General features: G+C 55.1%; 12 protein-coding genes. 6 read left to right on the top strand and 6 right to left on the bottom strand.

Going from position 1 to position 16,426, the window contains the following annotated elements; translation table 11 throughout:
• Positions 1 to 8: 8 nt before the first annotated feature.
• On the bottom strand, positions 9 to 1,526 hold the full coding sequence (gene ilvA / locus Q8W22_RS01485) for a threonine ammonia-lyase, biosynthetic (RefSeq protein WP_305451410.1): 1,518 nt from the start codon (positions 1,524 to 1,526) through the stop codon (positions 9 to 11).
• Between the two features lie 143 nt (positions 1,527 to 1,669).
• On the opposite strand from ilvA, the gene rpiA reads away from it, so the two are divergent.
• The 4 genes from rpiA to ppk1 all read left to right on the top strand — a co-directional run bounded on the left by rpiA (position 1,670) and on the right by ppk1 (position 8,461).
• The gene (gene rpiA, locus Q8W22_RS01490) at positions 1,670 to 2,344 is read left to right on the top strand and encodes a ribose-5-phosphate isomerase RpiA (RefSeq protein ID WP_303431348.1); all 675 of its coding nucleotides are present in this window, start codon (positions 1,670 to 1,672) and stop codon (positions 2,342 to 2,344) included.
• Complete coding sequence (locus tag Q8W22_RS01495; protein ID WP_305451411.1) at positions 2,344 to 5,124, top strand: YdbH domain-containing protein; 2,781 nt, start codon at positions 2,344 to 2,346, stop codon at positions 5,122 to 5,124. The genes rpiA and Q8W22_RS01495 overlap by 1 nt, the downstream gene beginning before the upstream one ends.
• A gap of 217 nt (positions 5,125 to 5,341) precedes the next feature.
• Positions 5,342 to 6,352: a porphobilinogen synthase gene (gene hemB, locus Q8W22_RS01500; protein WP_305451412.1), complete on the top strand. Its 1,011-nt coding sequence runs from the start codon at positions 5,342 to 5,344 to the stop codon at positions 6,350 to 6,352.
• A gap of 9 nt (positions 6,353 to 6,361) precedes the next feature.
• Entirely contained in the window at positions 6,362 to 8,461 is a 2,100-nt protein-coding gene (gene ppk1, locus Q8W22_RS01505) for a polyphosphate kinase 1 (RefSeq protein WP_303431345.1), read from the top strand.
• Between the two features lie 66 nt (positions 8,462 to 8,527).
• On the opposite strand, the gene ppx is transcribed toward ppk1, so the two are convergent.
• A complete protein-coding gene (gene ppx, locus Q8W22_RS01510; RefSeq protein WP_303431344.1) occupies positions 8,528 to 10,039 on the bottom strand; it encodes an exopolyphosphatase in 1,512 nt (503 codons plus the stop codon).
• A gap of 161 nt (positions 10,040 to 10,200) precedes the next feature.
• Between ppx and trxA the strand changes: the two genes are divergently transcribed.
• Together trxA and rho are read left to right on the top strand one after the other, a co-directional pair.
• On the top strand, positions 10,201 to 10,527 hold the full coding sequence (gene trxA / locus Q8W22_RS01515) for a thioredoxin TrxA (RefSeq protein ID WP_303431342.1): 327 nt from the start codon (positions 10,201 to 10,203) through the stop codon (positions 10,525 to 10,527).
• A gap of 185 nt (positions 10,528 to 10,712) precedes the next feature.
• Positions 10,713 to 11,975, top strand: a complete 1,263-nt coding sequence (gene rho / locus Q8W22_RS01520; protein WP_303431341.1) for a transcription termination factor Rho — start codon at positions 10,713 to 10,715, stop codon at positions 11,973 to 11,975.
• A 170-nt stretch (positions 11,976 to 12,145) separates the two neighbouring features.
• On the opposite strand, the gene rpoH is transcribed toward rho, so the two are convergent.
• The 4 genes from rpoH to ftsY all read right to left on the bottom strand — a co-directional run bounded on the left by rpoH (position 12,146) and on the right by ftsY (position 16,313).
• Entirely contained in the window at positions 12,146 to 13,018 is an 873-nt protein-coding gene (gene rpoH, locus Q8W22_RS01525) for an RNA polymerase sigma factor RpoH (protein ID WP_303431340.1), read from the bottom strand.
• 165 nt (positions 13,019 to 13,183) lie between these two features.
• Positions 13,184 to 14,218 carry a permease-like cell division protein FtsX gene (ftsX, locus tag Q8W22_RS01530; RefSeq protein WP_305413667.1) on the bottom strand — a complete coding sequence of 345 codons (1,035 nt, stop codon included), beginning with the start codon at positions 14,216 to 14,218 and terminating at the stop codon, positions 13,184 to 13,186.
• On the bottom strand, positions 14,199 to 14,876 hold the full coding sequence (gene ftsE, locus Q8W22_RS01535) for a cell division ATP-binding protein FtsE (protein ID WP_303431395.1): 678 nt from the start codon (positions 14,874 to 14,876) through the stop codon (positions 14,199 to 14,201). Before ftsE ends, ftsX begins: the two co-directional genes overlap by 20 nt.
• A gap of 9 nt (positions 14,877 to 14,885) precedes the next feature.
• On the bottom strand, positions 14,886 to 16,313 hold the full coding sequence (ftsY, locus tag Q8W22_RS01540; RefSeq protein ID WP_305451414.1) for a signal recognition particle-docking protein FtsY: 1,428 nt from the start codon (positions 16,311 to 16,313) through the stop codon (positions 14,886 to 14,888).
• Between the last annotated feature and the right edge of the window lie 113 nt (positions 16,314 to 16,426).

Raw genomic sequence — 16,426 nt, forward strand, 5'->3', positions numbered from 1 at the left:
CATCAGCCCTAGCGCAAAAACAACTGGTACGCCATGTTGTCGCTTTCGTCCCAGTAGGGATAACCCAGCTCATCCAGATAACCATGCAGTTGCGCCAGTGTTTCGGCCGGTACCTGTAAGCCCACCAATGTACGAGCACTGGCCGCACCGTGGTTACGGTAGTGGAACAGCGAGATATTAAAGCGCTTGCCCAGTGTTTTCAGAAACAGCAACAAGGCTCCCGGACGCTCCGGAAATTCAAAGCGGTACAAACGCTCATCCTGAACAGATGCCGGTGCGTGCCCACCGACCATATGGCGAATATGATATTTGGCCATTTCATCATCGGTCAGATCCAGCACCGGATAATTATCCGCGCGTAATTCCGCCAGCAACGCATCCCGTGCCCCCGGTTCCGGCCCGACCTTGACGCCGACATAAATCCTCGCCATATCGTCATCACCATAACGATAGTTGAACTCAGTAATCGGACGCTTGCCCAGCAACGCACAAAAACGCTGGAAGCTGCCCGGCTGTTCCGCAATGCTTACTGCCAGAATAATTTCGCGGCCTTCACCAATTTCCGCCACTTCCGAGATATACCGCAGGCGGTCGAAGTTAACGTTGGCGCCACTCAAGACCGTGACCAGATTCTGGTTCTCACAACCTTCGCGCTCAACGTATTTTTTGACCCCGGCAATGGCCAGCGCACCGGCCGGCTCACAGACCGCCCGGGTGTCATCAAAAACATCCTTGATGGCAGCACAAATTTCATCCGGCGTACAGGTAATGACTTCATCCACACAGTCTTTGGCGATTGCCCAGGTGTGTTCACCAACGGTCGCTACCGCCACCCCATCGGCAAAAATGCCCACCGATGGCAAGGTAACGCGCTCACCCGCTGCCAACGCCGCTGCCAGACTGGCTGACTCCGTGCTTTCAACACCAACCACCCGGATTTCCGGGCGTAGGGCCTTGATATACGCCGCCACTCCAGCCACCAGACCACCACCACCAACCGGAACAAAAATGGCATCAATCGGCTGCGGCATCTGACGCAGGATTTCCATACCAATCGTTCCCTGACCGGCAATCACCTCAGGATCATCATACGGGTGGATATAGGTCATGCCTTTTTCAACCACCAGCTTTTGCGAGTAGGCAAAGGCATCATCAAAGGCATCACCATGTAACACCACTTTGGCCCCACGGGCCTTGACCGAACGCACCTTGATTTCCGGCGTCGTACGCGGCATCACAATAACGGCTTTCAACCCCAGCTTGCTGGCAGCCAGGGCCAGCCCCTGGGCGTGATTACCAGCAGAAGCGGTGACAACACCACGTGCTTTTTCCTGAGCCGTCAACTGAGCGGCTTTGTTGTAAGCACCTCGAATTTTGAAGGAGTACACATCTTGCTGATCTTCACGTTTAATCCAGATCTGATTGCCCAGTCGCTCAGACAAAAACGGGGCAATATGTAACGCCGTCTCGGTAGCGACATCGTAAACCCGAGAAGTAAGGATTTTTTTCAGATACTCGTTCAACATGGTGAAGTGGCCAATCCAGAAACAAGGCCAGGCCGGATTGCCTGGCGGGGGAAGAATAAGAATGAAGCCAGACATTGTAACGCACAGCGCTCTATAATGGGCACCGTTTAAGCGCCAGTATCATTTGCACATACGGAATCAACATGACTCAAGATGAACTCAAACAAGCCGTCGGTGCCGCCGCGGTGCAATATATTCTTCCTCACCTCGAAGACAGCAGCATTGTCGGCGTAGGCACCGGCTCCACCGCCAACTGCTTTATTGACGCCCTCGCCCAGCACAAGGATCTGTTTGATGGCGCTGTCGCCAGCTCCGATGCTTCAGCCCAACGACTGCGAGATCATGGTATTCCGGTGTATGACCTGAACTCCGCCAATGTCATCGACTACTACATCGATGGTGCCGACGAGATCAATCACCATCTGGAAATGATCAAGGGGGGCGGGGCCGCGCTGACGCGCGAAAAAATTGTTGCCGCCGTTGCCCGTCATTTCATTTGTATTGCCGACCAAAGCAAACTGGTCACCACCCTGGGCGAATTCCCGCTGCCCGTGGAAGTGATTCCCATGGCCCGCTCTTACGTAGCCCGCGAAATCGTCAAGCTGGGTGGAGACCCGGTCTACCGGGAAGGCGTGATCACCGACAATGGCGGCCAGATCCTCGACGTCTATAACCTGCGTATCGATGCTGCCATCACTCTGGAAAAACAGCTGAACCAGATCACCGGTGTTATCACCAACGGCCTGTTTGCCATGCGCCCGGCCAATACCCTGCTACTGGGCACCGACAAGGGCGTCCAGACCCTGACTGCGCAGTAATGAGCGCCCAGCACCCGACCGGCTGGCGGACCCTGGGCGCGTGGCTGTGCCGCGGCTTGGCGGCCGTCGGGTTATTGGTTATCTGCCTGCTGATTCTGGTGCTGGTGTCATTACCGGCCTTGGTCAAATCGGCTGCCAACCAGTGGCTGCCCAGCCTGGTGCAGCAAGTGACCGGTATTGAAGTCAGCTGGCATATCAAGACCCTGCAACTGGATCGGCTCGAACTGGATTACCTGTCAGCCCGGCTAACCGATGGCACCACTCTGGCTTTGCAGGACGCGCGCCTGCAATACGACTCCATCGGACTACTGGGCGGCCAGCTGGAGCAACTGCAGATTCACGAATTGAATATTGTGCTCGGCAGTACCAGCACCCAACTGGCGACAGCGCACGCAGACAGCACTGAAGCCGCTGCCCGCGCACAGCTGGAAAGTGAGTGGATCGAGTTACCAGAATTAAGTCAGCTACTGACCACTCTGCCGATCAACGATATAGCCATTGATACTCTGCGCATCGAACATCCCCAATTACACGCCCGACTCAGTGCCCACCTGAACTCACAACGCTGGCAACTGCTCGGACAATTAACCCCTTTTCCTGCCGAGGCAAGCGCAAGCACAAGCAGCACCGCACCGTGGAACCTGAACCTGCAGTTACTGGCTGACGGCCAGATTCTGGCGCAAATCTCCGACCAGTCGACCCTGCTGGCACACTGGTTTGTCCAGCTGCAACAGGATGACACCACCACCCAGGCTAACGTTCGTCAGGTACTGGTACTGCCGGAGTTATCCCGCCAGGCCTATCGACTCCCCCACGACCTGCGCCAGCTATTCAGCTCCCACCCCGTGTTGTCAGCACTCGAAACACTGGAATCCACTGCCACCCTGTCGGTAAACAACCGGTTTCGTTTTCCTCAAGATCTGCAGGTGGAGTCGACCACCCTTTTAACCATGCGCCCCGGCCAACACCAGCTCAGTCGCGAGCTCCCCGATACAACGATTGAAGCCCTGACTGACACCGGTCACCGCCTCGGCCAATGGCAATTCAGTCTGCAACACCAACAGGATGCCTGGCACAGCCAGCTCAGTGGCCCAGCCATCCGTCTGCGCCAACCAGGCCAGAGCGTTCACATATCACCATGGCAGGCGACGATGCAATGCGACCGGTTGCTGACGGACTGCCAGGCCAAGACCCAGCCCGGTATGCACTTCCAGTGGCAAGACCAGGACCAGACCCGCATTGACAGCCAGATCACGGTACCGATGCAGCTGCAGTGGCACAGCCTCAGCACCGCCAGCCACCCCATGCTCTCGGCCCAGATACAACTGGCCGCCACCGGCACGCTGAACAGCACCGGCCTGACCAGCGCCTGGGACCTCACCAGTCATCTACAGCTCACCCTTAACCCGACCGGCCCGATTACACTGCAACTGGACAACACCCGGATCAACGCCCAGCCACAGCCGATTGAACAGTGGCAACTGTCTGACCTGCAGCTGCGCCAAAGCGAGCACTTGCTGGCGACCTGGGACACGGAGAACAGCACCGCCCCCTTTGCCGCCCTGACGGAGCTGGCGTTCGACCTGTCACCGCTGACGGCCCGACAAGAAGATCGGGTAATCCGTACCGGTGCATCACAGCTCGGCTGTATGCTCGATCTGGCAAAACCACGCTGTCAGTTACGGCTGCTGTTGCGACCATCCCAATGGCAACAGTGGCCCTTGCCTGATGCTCGCCTGACGGCCAACCTTCGCTACCATGTTGCCACCACCCGACTGACCGCCAACCCCGAGCTGCGCCTGGGCAACGGCGAGTTACAATTACGTAGCCAGCTGCAGCACCAGCTCGATTCCGGTATTGGCTCCTGGCAATTCCAGCTACTGAACAGCAGCATCGTCTGGAGCCAGCTGGGGCTGAACAGCATGCCCAATCTGACCGGTGTCGAGATTCTCAGTGGTGAGCTGTCTGGCCAGGGCTGGGTTGACTGGGATCTGGAACAACAGCGCATCCAGCCCGATATCATGTTACGCGGTGACAATATCAGCCTGGTCTACGACAACCGCATCACCCTGGATCGCTGGCAATTCCTGATGGCCATGCGCTCCGACGCAGACCAGCACTATCAGATCAACAGCCAGATCAGTGGCAGCACCCTGAACACTGGCGTCGAGCTGTCCGAACTGCTGGCCCGGGCCGACATCACCCTGCCCCAGGATTTCAGCTGGGCAACGGCCAATGTCCACGAACTGCATACCCGGTTACTGGGTGGCCGGATTTATATTCCAGCCGTGCAATACGACAGCCGCAAAGAGATCAACTCCTTCGGTATTGCCATTGAACAACTGCAGCTGGGCAGTCTGGCCAGGCTGGAACCCAGTGCCGAACTGGATGCCGACGGTCTGCTCGACGGTGCCTTGCCGATTGTCCTGACCCCGCAAGGCCCCAGCATTCCTGCCGGTAATCTGTTTGCCCGCGCTCCCGGTGGCACCATTCGTTATCAGACTGACGCCAGCGAAGCCCTCAAACAAAGCGACCCCAGCGTCGCCCTGGCCATGCAGTTACTGGAAAACTTCCACTTCAAGGAACTCAAATCCGGGGTACGCTACCAACCCGATGGCGCGCTTAATCTCAGTTTGCAGTTTGAAGGCAACAACCCTGATTTTTTTGACGGCCAGGCCACCCACCTCAACGTCAATCTGGAATACAACCTGCTCGATTTGCTCTCGAGTCTGCGGGTCGCCGACGACGTGATCAACCGGCTGGAACAGAAATACCAATAGCTGTTGGTCCGGCCACGGTTCCGCTCTGGGCACCGGATCAAACCCGACAGGACGGCGGCGGATATTTTGCCGTAAAACCGTCATGTTCTTGCTCTAGGCTGCTGCTCCTTTGATTCAGGTTCAGAATTCCGCGTTGTCCTGCCGGATAATGTCCCCAGCCTTGGCCAAAGCGGGCTACAATCGGACTGATTTTTCACGGGTAACTCAGGAGTACATCATGGCCTTTAACGATTCACAGCGAATGTTCCCAGAAACCCGCATGCGCCGCATGCGTCGGGATGATTTTTCACGCCGCCTGATGCGCGAAACACAGCTGACGACGGATAGCCTGATTTACCCGATGTTTGTTCTCGAAGGTCATCAGGAACGTGAGCCTATTGCTTCCATGCCGGGTATCGAACGCCTGTCCATTGATGAGTTGGTAAAAGAGGTCAAATACCTCTATGACCTGGGCATTCCCTGCATCGACCTGTTTCCCTATACCCCGGCAGATGCCAAGTCTGAACGGGCGGAAGAATCGTTTAACCCCAATGGTCTGATCCAGCGGGCAATCCGTGCCATCAAGGACGCCGTACCAGACATGGGCGTCATGACCGATGTCGCACTCGATCCTTTTACCACCCACGGTCAGGATGGCATTATTGATGGCGATGGTTATGTGCTTAACGACATCACCGTTGAAACCCTGGTGAAACAGGCGCTGTCCCATGCCGAAGCCGGTGCCGATATTATTTCGCCGTCCGATATGATGGATGGCCGGATTGGTGATATCCGCGCAGCACTGGAAGAAGAGAGCTTTGTGAACACCCGTATCATGGCCTATTCCGCCAAATACGCTTCCGCTTTCTATGGCCCGTTCCGGGACGCCATCGGTTCTTCCGGCAACATAGGCACAGGCAACAAATACACCTATCAGATGGACCCGGCCAACAGCAATGAAGCCCTTCATGAAGTGGCGCTGGATCTGGCAGAAGGGGCCGACATGGTGATGGTCAAACCGGGCATGCCCTATCTTGATATCGTGCGTCGGGTAAAAGATGAATTCCAGGTGCCAACCTTTGTCTATCAGGTCAGTGGTGAATATGCCATGCAGAAAGCAGCGGCTCTTAATGGCTGGCTGGACGATGAAGCCATCATGCTGGAATCGCTGACCTGTATCAAACGAGCCGGTGCCGATGGCATCCTCACCTACTATGCCAAGCAATACGCCGAGTGGATCAACGCTTAAGGAAGCCGAATGAGCGACGTACAGACAACCGAAGCACCTATCGATCTGAGCAGCAGCGAATACTACTTCAATCGTGAATTGAGCCATTTGCAGTTCAATATCCGGGTACTGGAGCAAGCACTGGATGAAAGCCATCCACTGCTTGATCGCCTGTTTTTCCTGTGCATTTTCAGCCGCAACCTGGATGAGTTCTACGAAGTCCGGGTCGCCAACCTGACACAGCAACTCACCTTCGCCCGTGAACAGGCCGGTGCCGATGGCATGCATCCACAGCAGGTTCTGAGTGCGATTCATACCCTGTGCAGCGAAACCGTCGAGCGTCAGTATCGTATTCTCAATGAAACCATTCTGCCGGCGCTGGAGCAGGAAAATGTTCACTTCCAGCGACGCCGGGACTGGACCGAAGAGCAGCGGCTCTGGGTAGAAGAATATTTTCGCGACAGCATTCAGCCACTGGTCAGTCCGATTGGTCTCGATCCTTCCCATCCGTTCCCACGACTGGTCAACAAGAGCCTGAATTTTATTGTGGAGCTGGACGGCAAGGATGCCTTTGGCCGTGAAACCGGCCTGGCGATTATTCCGGCACCACGTTCCCTGCCGCGCATCATCCGGATTCCAGATCATCTCACCAGCGGTGGCGACCACTTTATTTTCCTGTCCTCTATGATTCACGAGCATGCCGCTGAGCTGTTCCCAGGCATGAAGGTCAAAGGCTGTTACCAGTTCCGGGTAACCCGTAACGCGGATCTGGAGATCGACGAAGACGGCACCAACGATCTAGCCTCCGCGCTTGAAGATGAGTTGCACTCCCGTAACTTCGGTGAAGAGATGCGACTGGAAGTGGCCGACAACTGCCCGTCCGAGCTGGTGAACTTCTTGCTGCACAAGTTCAACCTGGCGGCCAACGATCTGTATATGGTGAATGGTCCGGTGAATCTGGGCCGCATGATGGAAGTGATTGGCCAGATCAATCGCCCCGACTTGCAATACACGCCATTCACTCCTGGCCTACCCAAGAACATCAAGTTCAAAAAGAGCATTTTTGAAAGCATGCGCGAACGCGACACGCTGCTCTTACACCCGTTCGAATCCTTTACCCCTGTCGTCGACCTGCTGCGAGAAGCCGCCAAAGATCCTGCGGTACGCGCCATCAAGCAGACGCTGTACCGTACCGGTGCCAAGTCTGAAATTGTTAACGCCCTGGTCGACGCCGCCCGCAGTGGCAAGGAAGTCACGGTTGTAATCGAGCTGCGCGCGCGATTCGACGAAGAAGAAAATCTCTACCTTGCCAATCGCCTGCAAGAAGCCGGAGCGGTGGTGGTGTACGGTGTAGTTGGGTATAAGACCCACGCCAAGATGATGCTGATCGTGCGCAAGGAAGAAGATCGCTACAAACGCTACGTGCATCTGGGAACGGGCAACTATCACGCTGGTAACGCCCGTGCTTACACCGATTACAGCTTCCTCACCAGTAACGATGTGATTGGTGAAGATGTCGCCGCGGTGTTCCAGCAGCTGACGGGCATGGGCGCAGCACTGAAAATCAAGAAGCTGTTTCACGCTCCCTTTACCTTGCACAAGAAACTGATCGAACTGGTTGATCGCGAACGCAGCCATGCCGAAGCAGGTCTGCCAGCACTGATTCGCCTGAAAGCCAATGGCTTGACGGAACCCAAGCTGATCCGGGCGCTGTACAAGGCGTCTCAGGCAGGGGTGAAGGTGGAGTTGATTATCCGTGGCATGTGCTGCCTGAGACCGGGAGTACCAGGTGTTTCCGAAAACATTGAAGTGCGCTCCATTATTGGCCGCTTTCTTGAACACACCCGGGTGTATTACTTCCTCAATAATGGCAAGGACGAAGTCTACGCTGCCAGTGCAGACCTGATGGAGCGTAACCTGCTCAACCGGGTTGAAACGGCCTTTCCGATCGAAAGCAACAAACTGAAAGAGCGCGTCAAGTCTGAGCTTGAAGCCTATATGCTCGACAACAGCCAGGCCTGGATCTTACAGTCGGATGGCCGTTACCTGCGCAGCGAGCCAGCAGAGGGCGAAGAAGTTATCCGCGCGCAAAATATCCTGTTGGCGACACTCGCCACAACCTCAAGCTAGCCTTTCAAGCCCGCCTCGGCCGCCAGGCCGAGGCGACTGCTCACCCGTCGTCGATGCTGGCACCGGTTACTCAACCGTCAGTGTCATACCCGCCGCTTTCTGGTAATCCACTTCCGCCATCAAGTCACCCGCCGTCAACGAATGCCCTGCCAGCCAGCCAGCCGGCAGTGTCAGGCTTAGCGAGTCATGGTCACCGGCAATAACCTTCAGTTCCGGCACCGGTACCGGATGTGCTCCCCGACCATGATTCAGAATCACCGCAATACGTAACAAGCGCGTCAGCTGGATAACAAAAGCCCGGCTTTCCGGAGACAGGGTTGCAAATTCACCCAGATTGAATTTACGTCGGTGACAACGTACCAGGGCCGCCAGTTTGGCTTGCCCTTGGCGGGTAAAGCCCAGCATATCGGCATGCTGCAGCAGATAAGCACCATGTTTATGGAATCCGCTATGCGACAGGCTCAGTCCAATTTCATGCAACTCGGCCCCCCACAACAGCCAGCGCACCTGGCTCTCCTCCAGACCAAGATCCTGGTACACCTGCAGAAACAATGCACGGGCCATATCACTGACTCTGGCGGACTGGGCCTCATCGATATAGAAACGCTCCTGCAAGGAACGCACAGTGCGCTGACGCACATCTTCATGGCTTGAGCGTCCAAACAGATCCCATAGTGCGCCTTCACGCAAGGCGCCGTCGGAATACACCATGTGTTCGATATCGAAGGTATCAAAAACAGCGGTCAAGATAGCAAGGCCACCAATAAAGACCTGCCGACGCTCAACCTTTACACCAGGCAAAACCACATCATCCAGCGTCTCGAACTGCAGCGTTTGTTTGCGCAGCTTTTTTAACGCCTGGCGGGTAATGCCTTCGGTTGACCAGCCAAATTCCACCACGGATTGCTCTACTGCGCGGATCGTACCGGATGAGCCGACAACGTTTTGCCAACCAAGATGCTTGTAGTCGGTTTCAATATGCAGCAATTCCTGACGAGCCGCCGCCACCGCCCGCTCAAACGCGGCTTCGGTAATCTGGCCATCAGCAAAAAAGCGCCGGGTAAACGACACACACCCCATATGCAGGCTTTCCAGCGCCTTGGGTTCAAAGCGTTCACCAATAATAAATTCGGTACTGCCGCCACCAATATCCACCACCAGCCGGTTACCGACATCGTCGGCCAACGTATGCGCCACACCCAGGTAAATCAGGCGGGCTTCTTCGCGCCCGGCGATCACCTCAATGGGGTAACCCAGCACCGCTTCGGCACGATCGATAAAGTCTTGCCGGTTGCGAGCGGCCCGTAACGCATTGGTGGCCAGTACGGTTACTCTGGTGGAGTCCATACCTTGCAAGTGTTGGCCAAATTCACGCAAACAATCCAGACCACGCTGCTGGGCCTCTTCAGACAACATGAACTCGTCATCCAGGCCTGCAGCCAGCTGAACTTTTTGTCCGCGCCGCTCCAGAGTACGAAATTCACCATGAAATTCGCGGGCGATGACCATATGAAAACTGTTGGAGCCCAGATCAACCGCTGCAATCAATTCGCCTGGCTGGGCTGAGGAATCTGACATAACTCGAAGTCCTGAAACTGTCTTTTTTTGAGGGCAGGCCACGAATATGCAACTCACAGGGGCAGGCGTCCAGTAGATCTTTGCGCTATCTCTGCGATTGATTCCCACAGAAGCCCGCGTACAATGACATAAATTATGACCTCAACACGCAAGGGGAAACCATGAGCGATCTCATCACAATGACGAGTGACGACAGTTTTGAAACAGATGTACTGGCCAGCGACCTGCCTGTACTGGTGGATTTTTGGGCTGAATGGTGTGGTCCATGTAAGATGATCGCCCCGGTATTGGAAGAAATTGCTGAAGAGTTCAAAGGCCAGTTAAAAATAGCCAAACTGAATATCGATCAGAATGAAGCCACTGCACCCAAATACGGCATCCGTAGCATCCCGACTCTGATTCTGTTCAAAGGCGGCAACGTCGAAGCCACCAAAATTGGCGCCATGAGCAAATCGGAACTGACAGCATTTATCCAGCAAGCCCTGTAAATGCGACTTGCTTGACACGTCCAACCAACCCCAAAATGGTTCAACATTTTTGGGTTGGTTGGACTGGACACCCCCGGACATTGGGTCTATAGTTTCTGTACGCCTTGGGTTCTCCAAAGTTTTTCTCCTCTTGATATCATTCAAGCTCCGCCCCAACACCCACTAAATTGCATCTATCTGTCCCTATGAATCTTTCCGACCTTAAATTGAAAGCCGTTCCTGAGCTCTTGGCTATCGCCAAGGAAATGAGTCTCGAGAACGTTAGCCGTACCCGCAAACAAGATATTATCTTTGCCATTCTCAAGCATCATGCCAAGGGCGGAGAAGATATTTATGGTGATGGGGTGCTGGAAATCCTGCAAGACGGGTTTGGTTTTTTAAGAAGCTCCAACAGTTCTTATCTTGCCGGCCCTGATGATATCTATGTTTCACCCAGCCAGATTCGACGCTTCAATCTGCGCAAGGGTGACAAGATAGCAGGCAAGATCCGGCCTCCCAAGGATGGCGAACGTTATTTTGCGATGTTGAAAGTCGCTGAGATTAACGACGACAAACCTGAAAACGCCAAATCCAAAATCCTGTTTGAAAACCTCACCCCCCTCTTCCCCGATCATCGTTTCTTCCTTGAACAAGGTAATGGTTCAACCGAAGATCTCTCTTCCCGAGTACTCGATCTGGTAGCACCCATTGGTAAAGGCCAGCGTGGTTTGATTGTCGCGCCACCCAAAGCCGGTAAAACCATGCTGCTGCAAACCATCGCCCAATCCATCACCCGTAACAATCCGGAATGTGATGTGATTGTGCTGCTGATTGATGAGCGTCCGGAAGAAGTAACCGAAATGAAACGTTCGGTACGTGGTGAAGTGGTTGCCTCCACCTTTGATGAGCCACCTGCGCGCCATGTTCAGGTTGCTGAAATGGTGATTGAAAAAGCCAAGCGCCTGGTTGAACACAAACGTGACGTGGTGATCCTGCTGGATTCCATTACCCGTCTGGCACGTGCCTACAACACCGTCGTCCCCAGCTCAGGCAAGGTACTGACCGGTGGTGTCGATGCCAATGCACTGGAAAAACCAAAACGTTTCTTCGGCTCTGCCCGTAACGTGGAAGAAGGTGGTTCCCTGACGATTATCGCTACCGCCCTGGTCGACACCGGCTCCAAAATGGACGAAGTGATCTATGAGGAATTCAAGGGTACCGGTAACCAGGAACTGCACCTCGATCGCAAGATCGCCGAAAAACGCATCTACCCAGCCATCAATATTCGTCGCTCCGGTACACGCCGTGAGGACATCATGTTTGATGAGTCTTCGCTACAGCGTCTGTGGATTTTGCGTAAACTGCTGACCGAAATGGAAGATGTGCAATCGATTGAATTCTTGCTGGGCAAATTGAGCCAAACCAAGACCAACGATGAGTTCTTCGACTCCATGCGTGGCGGCAAATAATTTGTTACGCCCTTGATGCTTTTTGGCCCTGCCGGACAAAACCGGAACAAGGGTTAAAACAGCCATAAAAAAAGCCACCCGAGCGGTGGCTTTTTTTATGGCTTGAATTTATACCTTGAAACATGAAACAGACTGACGGACCCGGCTGACCCCAGCCAGCCAAACGCAGATCAGATTGCCGGAATCAGGCTACCGCCCATGGCATTCTTGAGCTTTTTCATGGCGTTCTTTTCCAGCTGACGAATACGCTCAGCGGAAACATTGTAAATCGCCGCCAGCTCATGCAGGGTCGCCTTTTCATCGCTCAGCCAACGCTGCTGCAGAATCGCCCGACTGCGGTCATCCAGATCACTCAACGCCGAGCTTAAACGTTCGCTGGCATCCTGCTCATAATTATCGGCTTCGACGGTCAGTGCCGGATCAGCACTTTTATCTTCCAGATAATACGCAGGGGCCTGATAGGCGGAATCATCATCGTCATCGACACCGGCATCAAACGCCGCATCGTAAGCATTCAGCCGGCCTTCCATCTCGAATACCGTACGGGTTTCAACCCCCAGGTCGGCAGCGATGGATTTGGCTTCTGCCTGGCTCAACCAACCCAGACGCTTCTTCTGGCTACGCAGATTAAAAAACAGTTTGCGTTGTGACTTGGTGGTAGCCACTTTGACGATACGCCAGTTACGCAGGATAAATTCGTGAATTTCGGCCTTGATCCAGTGCACCGCAAATGACACCAAACGCACACCCACTTCCGGGTTAAAACGTTTGACGGCCTTCATCAGACCAACATTACCTTCCTGGATCAGATCGGACTGGTTCAGCCCATAGCCGGAATAGCTGCGGGCAATGTGAACAACGAAGCGCAAGTGAGCCATAACCAGTCGACGCGCCGCTTCCAGATCTTCCTGGTAGTGCAGGCGGTTGGCCAGCTCTCGCTCTTCTTCAACACTCAGAATAGGAATCGCATTAACCGTTGAAATGTATGCCTCGAGATTGGCTCCCGGGGACAGTGCATCGACGGCTTGCAAGCCTTTGTTCATTACATACTCCATTAGCGACAAGGTAGCGAATTGCTCCACCGCATAAACTGTGGCGAGGTTCGCTACAGAATCTGAATTTCAGGGTCAGTGTAGCACCCGGATTCTCCGACATCCAAGGCAGCACTGAGTTCCATTACAGCAACAATAACGGCATAAGTCACACTATCAGGGTTCTATTTCATGCAGATGGCGGCTTACAGACCACCAGGCACCTAACCAACCCAGCAACATCGCGCCAGACAACAAGACCAGAGCGGCATTGGCGGACAAGGGTTGCAGCTCAAAGGCAGAGCCATACAGGGCGGACAGTTCTGCCACCGGTTGTTTCAGCAACAGCCAGCAACCAATCAACATCAGCCAGGCCAGCAGTCCGCCCACCATGCCGTACCACAAGCCGGTATACAAAAAAGGCCGACGCACATAGGCGTCTGTGCCCCCCACCAGCTTGATCACCCGGATTTCATCCACCCGCGCGGCAATGGACAAGCGAATGGTGTTACCGACCACCAGCAAGATAGCCAAGGCCAGCATCACCCCCAACACCCAGATCAGGCGTTCGCCCAATGCAATGATGGCCCGTAACCGCTCCAGCCAGGCCATATCCAGCTGTGCGCTATCGACGATATGGAAAGAGGTCAGCTGCTGCAGCAACTGTTGCAAGCGCTCCGCAGTCAGCCCCAACGGCGGCTCTACCAGAATCACCGCAGGCAACGGGTTTTCCGCCAACATGGCCAACGCATCCGCCAGGCCGCTGGCGGCACTGAATTGCGCCAGTGCCTGCTCGGCGCTGATGTATTCGGTGTCGACCACATCTTCCAGCCCTTCGATACGTTGCAGTAATGTCTGCCCTGCAGCCACACTGGCTTCTTGCTGTAAATACAGGGTAATACGGCCGGACTGCTGAAAATTTCCACTCAGCTGCTCAATATTGGTCAGAGACATCCACAATGCCCCCGGTAACGTCAAGGCAATGGCAACCACCAGCCAGGTCAACAGGCTCGATGCCGGTCGTGCCAGCAAGGTCAGCAAGGTCTCTACCGCCACAAGCTGGTTATGAGCCAGCCAGGCGGTCGCCCGATGAACAAAACCAATACTTTGTGCCGAGGCTCCTGACGACGCTGAACGCGTGGGCTGAGCCGCAGATGCGGCGGAACGCGACGCCGCAACGGCGCCCCGTTTTTTATCCGGAGTGGTCGACATGCAAATCGCCTCCCATCTGACCATGATCAAGAATCAGGCGACGCTTGCCCATACGTTCAATCAGGGCAATATCGTGGGTGGCGATCAATACGGTGACCCCCACTTGCTGAAAGCGTACAAACAAATCCATGATTTCTGCTGACAGTTCCGGGTCAAGATTACCGGTTGGCTCATCAGCCAACAGCAGAGGGGGTTTGTTGACCACGGCGCGGGCAATACCCACCCGTTGCTGCTCTCCTCCAGACAATTCCACCGGATTGCGGCCTTCCAGATGCAGCAAGCCAACGGAATCCAGCGCTGCCCGTACCCGTCGGGCACAATCCAGTGGTGAATACCCGGCAATCTGCAGCGGCAACGCGACGTTATCGAATACCGGACGATCAAACAGTAATTGGTGATTCTGGAATACCACGCCGACCTTACGGCGGTGATAAGGCACCTGTCCGGCCCGCAAGCGGTTCAGGTTCTGGCCATCCACAAACACCTGTCCCCGGGAAGGCCGCTCCATCAGCATCATCAGCTTCAGCAGTGTGCTTTTACCAGCGCCACTGTGGCCGGTCAGAAAAGCCAGCTCACCCCGTTCCAGCTCAAAGCTGACGCCGCTGAGCGCTTCCTTGCCCCCGGCGTAGCGTTTGCCCACCTGGTCAAAGCGAACCATGCTCATCGCTCAGTCTCCGCTGTTGTCGCGCTGGAACAGAGCATCGATAAATTGACCGGCATGAAACGGACGTAAGTCTTCAATGCCTTCACCGACACCGATAAACCGCACTGGAATACCAAACTGTTTCGCCAGGGCAAAAATCACCCCACCCTTGGCAGTGCCGTCCAGCTTGGTCAGCGTCAGGCCGGTCACGCCGACGGACTGCAGGAATTGCCGGGTCTGGTTGATGGCATTCTGGCCAGTACCGGCATCCAGCACCAGCATGACTTCGTGAGGGGCTGCCGGATCAAGTTTTTTCATCACCCGAACCACTTTTTCCAGCTCTTGCATCAGATTGTCCTTGTTGTGCAGACGTCCGGCAGTATCGGCAATCAGCACATCGACCTTACGGCTTTGCGCCGCCTGCAGTGCATCAAAAATCACTGAGGCGGAATCGGCTCCGGTATGTTGGGCAATCACCGGTACGTCGTTACGTTCACCCCATACCTGCAGTTGCTCAACCGCCGCGGCCCGGAAGGTATCGCCTGCAGCCAGCATCACGCTTTTGCCTTCATTCTGGAATTGGCGAGCCAATTTGCCAATCGTGGTGGTTTTACCCACACCATTGATACCCACCATCAGGATGACATAGGGTGCCGCCTGCGCCGTCACCAGCAGTGGTGCTTCCACCGGGGATAGTGCGCTTTTTAATTCATCAATCAGGGCGTCGTACAGCGCGTCGGAATCTTTCAGTTCCTTGCGGCTTACGCGGTCGGTCAGTCGCGACATGATATCTGCGGTGGCCTCTACACCAACATCCGCCATAATCAGCTGGGTTTCCAGCTCTTCCATCAGGTCGTCATCAATGGCTTTTTTGCCCAACAGCAAGTTCGCCAGCCCATCGGTCAGACTGCTGCGGGTGCGGCTGAGGCCAGCCTTGATGCGGGCGAAAAAGCCGGGTTTTGAGACTTTTTCTGGTGCTGCCGGTGTGGCTGGGGCGATGGGTTCGGAGTCGGGTTCAGGGGTTATATCCACGACTGGCTCGATGGATGCTTCCACGACCGGCTCAGGTTCAAGAGCATCGTCAACAAGGCCGTCAACCTGGGCATCAACAGGAGTATGAACAGCAGGCTCCTCAGCCGCTGCCAAACCAGAGTCTGAGGCAAGATCGTTTGTTATCGGCGCTGCTTCATCCAGAGTATCTTCCAGCTCGGGAAAGGCAGACATCCCGGATGGGCTGTTATCCTCGACAGCCCAAATCGGCGGATGGTCAAGGTCATCCGATTCAATCGCATCGGTAGCGTCTACCTGTGGGGCATCGACCACACAGGCATCACTCTCTGGTCCGGCCTCTGCCGGGTCGGTTGTTACATCAGCACTGACTACCGCATCGGTCTCTGCCGGTGATTCGGTGGCTGGCTGGTTTTTCTTTTTGCGCTTAAAAAACTTAAACATGGCGTTCACTGTCAGCGTGGCTGGGAGAATATGCCGGAAACGGCTGAAATAGGCGGCTATGCTACCACTATTCCTGTCTTTTGGATGTCCCGGGTTGCAAGTCCGATGTCGAC

Origin of the sequence: Oceanobacter sp. 1_MG-2023 (assembly GCF_030689025.1) — a bacterium.
Lineage (GTDB): Bacteria > Pseudomonadota > Gammaproteobacteria > Pseudomonadales > Oceanobacteraceae > Oceanobacter.